General features: G+C 45.4%; 7 protein-coding genes. 1 reads left to right on the top strand and 6 read right to left on the bottom strand.

Features of this window, described 5'->3' with window-relative positions; genetic code table 11:
* Nucleotides 1-33: 33 nt before the first annotated feature.
* From QFZ77_RS11880 to QFZ77_RS11870, 3 genes are read right to left on the bottom strand one after another with little or no spacing between them, the layout of a single operon-like run.
* Complete coding sequence (locus QFZ77_RS11880) at nucleotides 34-747, bottom strand: SDR family oxidoreductase (RefSeq protein ID WP_307439672.1); 714 nt, start codon at nucleotides 745-747, stop codon at nucleotides 34-36.
* Nucleotides 748-768: 21 nt separating this feature from the next.
* Nucleotides 769-1,800 (bottom strand): zinc-dependent alcohol dehydrogenase, encoded by a 1,032-nt coding sequence (locus QFZ77_RS11875; protein WP_307439669.1) that lies wholly within the window; start codon nucleotides 1,798-1,800, stop codon nucleotides 769-771.
* 27 nt (nucleotides 1,801-1,827) lie between these two features.
* Nucleotides 1,828-2,535, bottom strand: a complete 708-nt coding sequence (locus QFZ77_RS11870) for an RraA family protein (RefSeq protein WP_307439667.1) — start codon at nucleotides 2,533-2,535, stop codon at nucleotides 1,828-1,830.
* A gap of 130 nt (nucleotides 2,536-2,665) precedes the next feature.
* Here QFZ77_RS11870 and QFZ77_RS11865 point away from each other — a divergent pair, with 130 nt between their 5' ends.
* Entirely contained in the window at nucleotides 2,666-3,475 is an 810-nt protein-coding gene (locus tag QFZ77_RS11865; RefSeq protein ID WP_307439665.1) for an AraC family transcriptional regulator, read from the top strand.
* A 38-nt stretch (nucleotides 3,476-3,513) separates the two neighbouring features.
* Here the strand turns inward: QFZ77_RS11865 and QFZ77_RS11860 are convergent, their stop codons facing one another.
* From QFZ77_RS11860 to QFZ77_RS11850, 3 genes are all read right to left on the bottom strand, one after another.
* Entirely contained in the window at nucleotides 3,514-5,559 is a 2,046-nt protein-coding gene (locus QFZ77_RS11860; protein WP_307439663.1) for a heparinase II/III domain-containing protein, read from the bottom strand.
* Nucleotides 5,560-5,618: 59 nt separating this feature from the next.
* Nucleotides 5,619-6,674 carry a glycoside hydrolase family 88 protein gene (locus QFZ77_RS11855; RefSeq protein ID WP_307439661.1) on the bottom strand — a complete coding sequence of 352 codons (1,056 nt, stop codon included), beginning with the start codon at nucleotides 6,672-6,674 and terminating at the stop codon, nucleotides 5,619-5,621.
* A 260-nt stretch (nucleotides 6,675-6,934) separates the two neighbouring features.
* On the bottom strand, nucleotides 6,935-12,250 hold the full coding sequence (locus QFZ77_RS11850) for an OmpL47-type beta-barrel domain-containing protein (protein ID WP_307439659.1): 5,316 nt from the start codon (nucleotides 12,248-12,250) through the stop codon (nucleotides 6,935-6,937).
* Between the last annotated feature and the right edge of the window lie 269 nt (nucleotides 12,251-12,519).

Raw genomic sequence — 12,519 nt, 5'->3', positions numbered from 1 at the left:
AAATACCAGAGGGCGGCTATCCGTTTATTGAACCTACTTAAAAACCGCAAATGACTCGAAATTGATTTCATGAACAACGACTCGTGGATTCATTTGAAGAACAAACATCAGCATTTCAGCTACGTCGGTGGTCGTCATGAATTTGTCCCTCGCGACCGGTCGCGTCCCCCAAAAGCCGCTATCCGTAGCTCCCGGGTTTAACGTGGTGACTCGAATGTTTTTCTCCACCAACTGTAAGGCCAGTCCCTGCGAGAACATATTGACGGCAGCCTTGGCAGTACAATAGAGGGGCGCTCCAGAGTTCGCCCGTTTGGCAGCCATGGAACCTATGTTGACAATCAAAGCCCCGTGCTCCGTGTTCACAAGCGGAATAAAATGTTTAGAGCAAAGGAAAGTACCCTTCAGATTCACATCGATGGATTGTTCATATTGCTCCACGGACATCTCGGCAATCGAAGCAGGAATACTTAAACCCGCCAAATTCAATAGTACATCAAGGTGGCCAAAAGCCTGTGATGCCATGTCGAAGAATGCCTGTACTTCTTGCTCACTTGTTACGTCTAATGCCTTACAAACGGCTTCGGCTCCGTTCCTTACAAGACAGGCAGTCAGTTCTGCTAGAGCTTGCTCACTTCGCGATCCCAATGCAAGCCTAGCCCCTTCTGCAGCTAATGCTTTGGCGACAGCTTGGCCCATACCCCCGCTAGCGCCGATGATGGCAACGGCTTTATCTTTTAACCGATTCATCCGAACCACATCCTTTTTCCGTTAAAATTCAATTAAAATTTTCCCGTTATTTTTGCCTGCTTTCATCGTTTGAATAGATGTCTCCAGTTGTTCCAATGGGCAAATGTCGCTGATAAGCTTCTCCAGATCACATTGATTTGAAGCGGCCATATTCCCAAGCATTTTAATCGTTTTCTGAAAATCACCAAACGTATACACTCGGCTTCCAATCATGGTAAGTTCTTTAAAAATCCCCTGCAGTACATTTAATTGTGGTAGTTTGCTTGGAAAACCTACGAAGACAACTGTCCCCCTTATCCTACACGCTTGTGTGGCAAAGAGGATTCCCGCTTGGGACCCGGATACTTCAATGACAATGTCAAAGCCTTCTTCAGCAGTCAAGTCGTTCGCCCTTTTCACACCGTCTTCCTCAGCTGGATTAATCACATCCCTAAAACCAAACGAGCGGATTTGTTCGACCCTAGCAGGATTGATCTCCGAGAATACCACCTGTGAAGCACCACCTTCCCGTGCGACCAAGCCAACGATCAAGCCAATAGGGCCTCCACCAATCACTAATACACGATCACCAATTTTCACACCGGCTCTTCGATTCACATGAAATCCCACCGCAAACGGCTCCGTCATGGCCGCAATCCGGTCTGAAAGCGCGTCGTCAACCTTAATCACCTTAGCCAGTGATGCTTTCAAATATTCGGCAAAACCTCCGTTCGTATGAATGCCGAAGAGCTTAAGGCTCCGACAGACATGCCAATTACCTTCCTTGCAAGCTTCGCATGTGCCACAGCTGATTAGGGGCTCCATAACCACCCTGTCGCCTATTTTAAAAGAAGTCTCGCTCTTCGTGTTTATTTGTTCGATTGTCCCGACAAACTCATGCCCCATTGTGACAGGTGTTTTCGCTGTCGGATGATGCCCTTCATAAATATGGAGGTCCGTACCGCAGATTCCCGCATACCTGACTTTGATGAGGCATTCTTCCTCTCCTAGTTCGGGAACCGGCACTTCTTGGATTTCGATATTTTCCCATTTCGTTAATACGGCTGCTTTCATGTTCATTCCTCCCTTTGATTTTTTGCGTTAAAAATATCCGCCCTTTTTCACAACTTCCGTCGGCGTTAGTCCATCTAGCACCATCTGCTTTATCTCTTTCTCGTTTTCTTTGATATATTCTGACCTGAGAAGGACGTCATAGGCCATGTCTCTGGGAATTACGATAACGCCGTCAATGTCTCCGAAAATAATATCCCCTGGATAAATGAACACTTGGCCGATCATGACGGGTATTTGCCAATCGATCATGCGAAATCTTCCGAGCATACCATTGGATGTCCTGTATTTGCAAAACAAGGGGAACTCAAGCTCCAGGACCTTGTTCGTATCCCGGACACCTCCGTCAACCACAGCCCCCTTGCACCCTCGCAGTTTGGACGCCATGGTCATCACTTCCCCCCACTGCGCCGATTCATCATCCTCACTCGTATCCCAGACGACCACCGATCCAGCACCGATCTCCTCAAGCATTTTAGCCCGCTGCTCCATTTCGCTTTCCAAAGTGAGATTCTTCGAGCCCTTGACGGTAAACGCCACCCCACATAACACCATCTCATCCTTCAATGGCATGATGTTGCTCGGCAGCACTTGATGAAGAAGGCCGTTCTCCCTTAATACATCGTTTACGGCCGCTGTAAACACTTGGCCAAAGCGCTCGCATAGCTCCTTATCGGAGATAGGAAGCGGCTTGAGCTCCCTTTTGCTTCGATTGGCTTTCAATTGATCCAAATTCATCTTGTTTCCCTCCACTATTTGATTTGTACGAATTGATTATTAATGATAAGGCTTACATAGTGCTGGACATTCATCTAATCGCGTTATTATAATAAAAATAACAATCCTATTTCGATGGAGCGATGAACCAATGTCTAATCTTCATGTACAAAATGATTATGACTTCAACATATCAAGCATCGGAAATGTCTACGAACGGGAACCGAATCCACATTGGAAATATGACCGGATCGTCAATCACGATGCCTATATTATCGCTTTCTGCAAGGATGGTGAGGCTTTATACGGTATTAATGGAAAAGAAATAAGTGTTAAAAAAGGGGATCTGCTGTTTTTTCCAAAAGGCCTTGTGCGTTCAGCTTCCTCTAATCCGATGAATCCCTGGTCCTTTTATACAGTGGCATTCGATATTCAATTCCTTAACGAGAATTCCCAGGAATCTTTGGACCGATTGGATCATGTGACTCGCAGCCCGCATCTATACAGGCTTCCCTCCCTTTTCGCAGAGCTTAATCTGGTTTGGTCCGGCAAGCGGAGCGGTTTCGTTATAAAATGCAAAAGCATCATTATGGATATTCTGTATCACCTTATCAAGGAACAGGATCGGACGATTCACGGGTCTGCCCACTATAACGCGATCGAGCAAACAGCCAACTTGATTCTATCCAATTATAAGAACCATTTTTCCATCGATGAGCTTGCAAAGCTTGCGGACATGAGCGATTCTCATTTTCGTTTGTTGTTCAAAAAAATCACCGGTATGACCGCCATACAATACCAGAACCATATCCGTATCAACAAAGCCAAGGATCTCCTGCTAAGCGGAGAATGTAACGTGACGGAAGCAGCGTTGTCGGTAGGCTTTCAGGATATCTACTATTTCAGCCGCTTATTCAAAAAGCTGACAGGCGCGAACCCTTCAGATTACATCACAGGATAATAGGCGATGACATGCAAAGATATCGCTAAGTCTTTACCTTACCGCGGAGTCATATCGCTTTGGCTAATGAGGTACTCCCGACCACTCGAATGATCCTTAACAATCAAATCTTCATTCTCCATCAATTGTAAGGAATATCCCCCCGTCTTTGCCGGAGGCTCAACATAGAAATGATGGTCCGATAATGGCAGTATGTGCCAGTGCCTTACCGTTTCCGTATCATCCATTGCAATGGCATAAATGATGGTGTGCTGTGTCTGATACCTCTCGCTCTTATAACGGAATATAGAAGCACTACCTTCCGCCCCTTGCCCCTTTTGATTCGGCAGCGGATGATAACAATCGTGAACATATCCCCAGTCCAACGACAGTCGGTTTGAGTTAATCTCCCCATCTGACGTAGCGCTCACTTGAAAAAATTTCATTCCTGCTTCGTTTCGCCTGAACACTAGCTTCGTTTCTGCGGCTACCTTTGCCTTTAACCGATTATCACGGTTATTGATCACAAAGTGGCTCCTCACCTTAACCGGACGGTCAGCTTGAATCCTGTCGATGATAAAAAGGGTGTGCGGCATCGCCGCGATCCATGTCCGCTCTGCACTGCGGATCGGCTCGCCGTAAAGCTCTGCCGCATCCGATCGGACTACATGAATGCCATCCAATTCTTTGACAATGCGATTATGATTAAACAGGGATGTCGGTTTGTAAATGTTCCCGTGTACGGGCTTCTGTTCGATCACAAACGGGTTTCCAACCTTATCCTCCGCTTCAAAACTCCATGTATTGTGCGAAGTTGTTGATTTCGTGAAGTCCTGTGTTCTCAATCTATAGCAGCAGTGACCCGGGTCGACAAAGAAACGTTCCTGCCTATGTGACAGAATAAAGCTATTTTGGTCCTCATGCCGATGGGCAGTGATATGATGCGGCTTGAAGCCCCCTTGAATTGCCAGCACAGTAACCGGCCGCTCCCAGCGATCTCTTGCAATAATGTTACCCACCTCAAACGATGACAGGAGCGGAATCCCTGCCTGCTCCGGCGTCAACGCTTCCGCTGCTTCTTGATAAAGTAGAATGCTGAGAAACTGGGAGCTATTATTAAAACCGAAAGATGCACCCTCATCAGGTCCTAATCGTGGATTTGCGTACATTCGTTCGAATAACCAGCGTGCTATACCGGATTCAATCGGGAACTGTCGTTTGGCTCGGGCAGCTACATGGAGCAGTACATCCCCAGAAGGGCGAAACATAGCTGAGCTATCGCCAAAGTTCACCGTTCTGGGATATCGCTCCAATCCCCATCCCTCAAGCGGCTTCATATACATAAAGCTCGCCGCATACCAAGGCATCAGCTTCGCATAACACCCAATATCCAGATTCTCTTCGAGGTTCGGATCGTATCGCGTCAAGATTTCTCGCAAATGGCTTAAATGAATGGTTGCATAATTACTATATTGCACCGACTCGCCGTAGCTATCTTCGTTATAGAGCATAGCCGCTGCCTTGTAATATTCTACGGTTTCCGCAACGGTTTCCCGATCATCCAGTACCGCTGCGACCGTCCCTATACCGTTTAATAGAACCATAAACCAATTGCTAATTTGATCTCTCGCATTCAAATATTGATTAGCAGCAGCCTTACACGGATCCATCCCCTTGGTTCTCAAGTTGACCTTAATAATCAACAATTCCTCATCGCTGAATAGCTCAGGGCATAAGTCAATCACGATTGCGATGGCGATTGAGGTATGAGCCGTTTCCAAAGTTCCCATTAGTGGAAGGCTTCTTGACCTGAACCAGGGGCCTATCCATTCATTGATTGGTTTATCACAGACCTCAAGTACAATTTCTCTAAGCCACGTTTGCAGCTCTTCACTCGGTTTGACAGCTTGCACAAATGCGGCATCGCTGAGTCTTTCCCAAATCAGGTGCCACCACTCCTGTGTATCTCCCGGCTGCATCAAACCTGGAGATTTCGTATGCTCCCTGACCCGCTCCTCCATCGATGTCCAAAGATCTCTTATTTTACCTGTATCCTTGTAAATACGACTGCGTAATTCTTCCAAGTTTCCGAGAATTCTTCCCAAAACCAGACCTCCCATTGTCATGACCTATTCGGCATGCCCCGTTGCTGCCTGATTCATGTTCAGTCATTACGAGGAACATCATAGATTCCGTTTCGGTAAGCCTCAACCATAGAAAACATTAACGGTGCGAAGCTATGATGTTCATCTCGATGCGGCAGCATCAACGTTACATAGGACTGCACAGTACCTCTATCCTCGCCTTCGCCAGGACACAAACATCCTGGACAACTGCGTTCTGTTGAATAATCCGGATTGATGCTAATCTTGTTCAACCCTTCTATACCTTTCTGAAGGACGGGGAAATAAGTGTCCTTGTCTAATAGCCCCATACGCAATCCAATGCCAATTCCATATAGGATTAGTCCTGTTCCCGACGTTTCCTCATAGGAGTATTCAAACGGAATTTCCTGTCTCCATAAGCCTCGTTTGGACTGATAGGGAAGCAGTGCCGTCGATAAATCCTTGAAGTATTTCTCCGCCTTCGGCCGATGGACGGAACTTGGCGGAAGATGCTGCACGAGCTCGGCTAGAGGCATATATCCCCATCCGTTTCCCCTACTCCAATGATCCTCGGAAAATTTCCCAGGTCCTGCCCAATTCTTGCTTTGATGAAGCAAGCCATTTTCGGAGTCGAGAAATTCCTCATACATAAGAAACGTTTGATTGGCCGCTTCGTCGATATACCGCTGTTCGTCAAGCGCAAGTCCCGCGAACAGCAAATATGGAGTCACTGCCATAGCGACATCGATCCATATCAATTCCTCTTCTGGAGCATACGGATACGACATAATGCCTTTACGATCCCTTGTGGCGGTCATCATTTCCTCGGCATACTCTCTTACCTGATTGCTCGCCTCCGGCATATAGCCTTTCATCAGCGCATAAGCCTTGGGGATACCGCCAATACGGTAGCTTGGAAAATTGTAACGCGGGTGCTCAATTCGGTCCGGAAAGCGAGACAAGATGTGTTTGCATTTCTCTAACAGTACCCGATCCTGCTTCTCTTCAGCAGTTTGCAGCAGCGCGTAGATGGACAACAATCCGTAATAATGCTTTACCTCGTCCATATGCTCGTAGTGCTCGTATAGCTTTTGCGATATGTACAACGGGTTCATGAATAGCAAGCCTCCTTAAATATAAGTTTGTAAAATTTGATTATCCTTTTAGCAAAGAGAAGGATCTTTATATTTAGACAAAAGACTTCAATTACAGATTTATTCTATACTTTAAGGTCTAGTAGTAACATGAATGAAACAATTATTTTTTATCTTATTCGCCGAATAATTGGCTGCATGCCAGTTAAATAAAAAGAACCTGTTGAAGTTTCTCAACAAGCTGGGCAAACTCACGGATTTGCTGTCTGGTATAACTTAACTTATTGGTTATGCGGTACAATAACTGTGCTTACTGATGTTGATTTATTGCCCGCTTGGTCGGTTATCGTATAAGTAATTGTATATATGCGTCCCGTACCAGTAGCTAATCTTTCAGCACGCAAACTAAAAGAGGTAGCCGTTGTCCCCAAATCTGCCCCAATATCACCTTCGCCGCTATCCGGTTCATTGCATGTAATGGAGGTTAATACCACAGAGGCAACACCTGATGCAGCATCGCTCGAATACACCACTGCACTAACGGTGACCATTTGATGATTTGGCGGCCATATAGACGTTTTGTCTAATTGAATAGCGAGAATTGGTGCCGTTCTGTCAATCATAAACTCGACGTTCTGGATCTGTTCTACATTTCCTGCTTGATCCATACTGCGATAACCGACCTTATAAGTTCCTTCCTCAAAGGCAGGAATGGAACCATAATAAGTTATCCATTCTCCGTTATTCACTTGGTATTCGATTTTCGCCACGCCTGATAAATTATCCATTGCATATACGTTTAACGTTACAGCGGACGTATACCATCCATTGCTTCCATTAGGGATGCCTGGACTTACAGATGCGATACTTACCGGTGCAATCTTATCGATATTAGTTACTGCGTAGTTGGTTATATTGGATACATTGCCCACAGCATCCGTTCCTCTTGCATACACGGTATCATTATCCAAAATGAGGGCAGGAGCAGTGTACGCGGTCCATGCACCATTCATGCCCACTTTGTATTCTTTCATAGTTGCGTCAGTTGGATAGCTGACCGTTACAGTGACACCGTTGTTAGTCGGCGCAGTAAGATCGGCAACTAAGGTTGCATCTGCTGGAGGTTTTTGATCAATCTGAATCGTTATCGTGTGTTGGATTTCTATGTTGCCTGCTATGTCATATGACCTGAAGCTCACATTGGTTATGCCTTCATTTGTAAACACCAATGGGCCATTGTAAATATGCCAGTTTGTTCCATCAAAGCTATATTCCGTCTTATCAATTCCTGATCCTACCGAAGCATCCGATGCTGCTAAGGTTAACATCACATCGGAAGTATAGATCCCATCACTGCTCTTGGTACCTTCTAATAAGCCAGTTGTAACCGGTGGCGTATTGTCAACAATTGGCTCTGCAAGTACCCTCAGTTCTGCTACCGCTGCAAAGTTGACAGGTTTGACAAAACGTACATATCTGTAACTGCTTATATTCGTCACGTCCACCGACCATGTTGATTTATATGGCAACACACCAGCTCCTTGGCTTCCCAGTACGGTATAAGTTGCGAATGTACTGTCATTCGATGCCCGAATTTCAAAGTTGATTCGCGAAGAATTTTGGTCGGCATCCTGCCTGGTTACAAATTCGATTCGGCGAATCCGATACAAGCTTGCCTGTTCACCCATATCTACCGTCCATGATGCAGTACCGGCTGTTACCCAAGCCGTATTGATATTATTGTCGTTTGCTTTGCTTGCCGAGTAAGTCGCACTGTATTCACTTGTTGCCGTTGCCGGTCTTCCTTTTGCAATGTTCACAAGTGCAGGCTTTGTCGTGTTTGCAGCAATGACAAGGATATTTACAATAGACCGGACTTCAACTCCATCAATGGTAACACTGACAGTTACCGTAGTCTCTCCCGCTTTCGCACCTGTCACCCTTCCATTGCTGTTATTTATAGTTACAATGCTGCTATCCGCAGCGTTAAAGGCATAAATGGCTTGTGATAAATCCACTGGCTCGCCGGCTCTGGTTGTCAAGGCCGCTTTGATTTGTACAGTCTCTCCAACATTCAGAATCGGCGTCCCTTGCATAGAAAGCTGCATGAAATAAGGTATAAGCATGTTGTTCACTATATTAAAGTTATTTACAGCTAGAATTGGATTTAACGCTGCATCCTTCACTGCGCCTTCTGCAAGCGAAAGTGTAATTACTTTCTTATAACCGATCGGTTTATTCAACGTTATCTTTACTGTTTTGTTCTGGGTGTCGGTACTATCCAACGCAGCCTCCGTGACGATAGCATCTGTTCCTCCGAGGATAAATCTTGATGCTTGCAAAGCAGCTTTATCCAGTGCCTCGCTGAACGTCGCAGCAATAACCTTTCCTGTCTCATCCGTTACTGCGCTCACAAGTGTCGGTCCAATAACATCTACCAGAATGGGTGTCCGGGTAACACTTATCCCGGATGATTCTACGCCAGAATTAGTAAAGGTTTTCATAATAAAAGTATAAGGTACGCCACCTGCCAAGTTCTCAATGACGGCTGACTTCGTGCCTTTGGCAACCGATTTCACAACCGCACCGTCGTGATAAATTTTAACTCCAGCAAAGTTTGCATCCGACGGTTCGTCCCATGAGACTGTCAATTTCGCATCTCCCGGTTGAACGGTTATTGATGAAACCTCATTCTGAGAATCCTTGGGCTCAGCCAGTACCCTGAGTTCAGCTACCGCTGCAAAATTCACCGGTTTGACAAAGCGTATATATCTATAGCTGCTTGTATCTGTCAAATCAACAGACCATGTCGATCTATACGGTAATACACCAGGCCCTTGGCTTCCCAATGTTGTATAAGTTGCGAATGTACTGTCATTCGACGCCCTGATTTCAAAGTTGATTCGCGAAGAATTTTGATCAGCATCCTGTCTGGTTACAAATTCGATTCTACGAGGCCGATATAAGTCAACCTGTTCACCTAAATCTACCGTCCATGATGCTGTTCCGGCTGTAATCCAGGCCGTATTGATATTATCATCGATAGCCTTGCTTGCGGCATAGGTTGAGCTATATTCACTTGTTGCCGTTGCCGACCTTCCTTTTGCAATGTTCACAAGCTCGGGCCGGGGAGTGCCCGCAGGGATAACAAGCAGATTTACGTTAGACAGGAATTCAATTCCGTCAATTTGGAAACTAACAGCTACTTTAGTTTCTCCCGCTTTTATCCCTGTCACCATACCATTACCGTTATTTACCGTTACAATGCTGCTATCCGCAGAGTTATAGGCAAGGATACCTTGCGATATTTCTACCGGCATGCCGTCTCTGGTTGTAAAAGCAGCTTTAATTTGTGTAGTCTCTCCAACATGCAGAATCGGCGACCCTACCATGGAAACCTTCATAAAATATGGGATAAGCGTATTATTGGTGATACTGAAACTATTTGCTTCTTGAATACTATTTAATGCTACATCCTTTACTGCGCCTGCCGACAGTGTGAGAGTAACCGTCTTGCCATAACCAGCGGTCTTGTTCAGTAAAAGCTTTGCCTTTGCATTTCTGACATCCGCATAATCCAAAACAGCGGAAGATACCACGGCAGTCGTACCGTTTAAGATAAATTTGGAAGCGTCCAAGATTCCCGAGTCCGAGATGGCTTCCAACGGTTCATTAAAAGTCAGCAAAATCTCAGTTCCCGTTTCATTCGTCTCAGCGCTCAACAGGGTCGGCGGCATAGTATCCAGCACAGCAGGCGGTGGGTTTCCCGCTACCGTCAAACGGATGTCCTGAAAGGCAGGCTCGATCCCAGCAAGATCCTTGACCCACTGAAGGTCGTTGTGATTACGTATAAAGGTATTGGACCCGTACGGTTCAATGTTGGTTTTAATCGTTCTTTCCGCATTCAAAATAACATTATTCATAACTGTCATTCCTGAACTTCTATTATCCAGGTAAATCCCAAGGTTCCGCCACCATTCTTTATCCGGAAAGTTGACAGTGGTCCAGGGCGAACGGACAACGTCGTGGATATAGTTTTCTTTGATTTGGGTGCCGGGCTGATAGGACAAAGTATAAATTCCGCCGCCGTCATCCAGCAAATTCATGACATTATAAATATGGTTATTCCTTATTATGTTATTCTTCAGTGCCGTTGGAGTAGTGGTAAAGCCCCAGCCTACCGACATTCCGCTATAAGGCAAATCTGTAATATCATTATGCTCTACCGTCAGTTCTTCCACATAGCCTCCAAAAATTCCTACGGCGCCATAATAGTCCTGCCCAGTTTTTGAGACATAGTTGTTATTAATTTGAATTCTTTTATCAATCATTCGAGGATCGGTCGGAGCTGCAGTTAGTGTATAGAGTTTGCTTGCTACCCCAACACCGTTGCCGGAAATATCCGTAAACACATTGCCCACAATGGATGTATCGAAATTGCCGTAACTCAGGTCCAACCCCGTTGCGCCCAAATGCTTGAACGTATTGCGCTCAAACCGGATATTGCCTGCAGCTTCCATCAGTACCGCTCCGGGAAGCTTGCCGCCATACCAGAGGCCTCCGACCGTATAATATGTCGCCTGTACGGCGGCATAACCATCATTAGGCTTCAGCCAGGTGGAATGCTCGAAACTCACACCATGGAATTGAATATGATGTACGGGATTATCCACGGTGCCCGTAAGTTTGACCACGGTTTCCAATTTGGGGGCGATAACGACAGCAGTAGACATATCCTCGCCCGGACGAGGTTGATAATAGACTTCTTGATTCTCCTTGTCTAAGAACCACTCCCCGCCCTGATCCAAAAAGGCCAATTTATTCTCAAAATGATAGGATTGATTGGATTCGCTTTTTGGATTTTCATTGCCGATAACCTGGTCCCTTTCAGGCTCCTTGGGGGTTATGGTCGCCTCAGTATTTCCGATATTGACGGATTCAACTAGAAGATGCCGGTCCGCCCAATGGGTCTGAATGACCATTTCAGCAGTGCCTGATCCCCCAACCAAGCCATCGGCTTCGGAGAGGTTCACTTTGATGGTCTTGTTGTCGTTATCAAAGGATTTTAATCTATAAAAACTTCCTGCATTCGGTGTACGCGCCCTGACGCCACGGTCGCCATTGATATATAGCTGCCGGAAGTCAAGTGAATCGACCGGGGCCTTGTAAAGCCCTGCCGACATTAATTGCCACCCAGTGATAGGCTGGCCCCCGCTAATGATCGGGGTTTCCCCCGGATAAGCCTTATAGATAATGTTATAGCCGTTTAGTCCGGAATCCTCCGGTTCAAATGTAAGCGTGCTGCTTTGAAAATATGTTCCTCCCCGTAGATATACGGTAATATCCCCGGTCATGGTATGATTGGCGATAGATTCCCTGACTGTGTCACGTGCTTTTGTTATGGTTAGAAAAGGACTGCTTTCCATCCCATTTCCGGTCATATCTGAACCGCTTGGGGATACATAAACTATTTCTTGTGGTTGTGTTTCTTCTGCTGATACCGAGTTATAAACAAAAGGATTGAAAATAAATAGTAACAAAGCCAGAGCTGTAAGCTCAACAAATCGAATCAAATGTTTAATTACTTTTATTAACATCTTTTACCTCCTAATTAAATGGATGTATCGAAACCCATTTGATTTTACGAAAACACATGCTGATAGCGTTTTCATGATTGGAAATTACATTACACGTCCAACAAGTTCACAACCAACCTCCTTAAATAAATTTGTAAAATTTGTTTCTCCTAACTAACCAAGGAAAGGAACCTATCACAGAGATAAGCGACTGTAATTACAGATTTATTCTATACTTTCAAGTTAAACTGCAACATGAATGAAACAATTATTTTTTGTCTTATTCGCCG

Origin of the sequence: Paenibacillus sp. V4I3 (genome assembly GCF_030817215.1) — a bacterium.
Taxonomy (GTDB): domain Bacteria; phylum Bacillota; class Bacilli; order Paenibacillales; family NBRC-103111; genus Paenibacillus_E.
This window is presented reverse-complemented; position numbering and strand designations above follow the sequence as displayed.

Excerpts from the sequence above, each read along its gene's own strand:
- QFZ77_RS11880 (WP_307439672.1), bottom strand. The coding sequence starts at position 747 with ATGAATCGGTTAAAAGATAAAGCCGTTGCCATCATCGGCGCTAGCGGG.
- QFZ77_RS11875 (WP_307439669.1), bottom strand. The coding sequence starts at position 1,800 with ATGAAAGCAGCCGTATTAACGAAATGGGAAAATATCGAAATCCAAGAA.
- QFZ77_RS11870 (WP_307439667.1), bottom strand. The coding sequence starts at position 2,535 with ATGAATTTGGATCAATTGAAAGCCAATCGAAGCAAAAGGGAGCTCAAG.
- QFZ77_RS11865 (WP_307439665.1), top strand. The coding sequence starts at position 2,666 with ATGTCTAATCTTCATGTACAAAATGATTATGACTTCAACATATCAAGC.
- QFZ77_RS11855 (WP_307439661.1), bottom strand. The coding sequence starts at position 6,674 with ATGAACCCGTTGTACATATCGCAAAAGCTATACGAGCACTACGAGCAT.
- QFZ77_RS11850 (WP_307439659.1), bottom strand. The coding sequence starts at position 12,250 with ATGTTAATAAAAGTAATTAAACATTTGATTCGATTTGTTGAGCTTACA.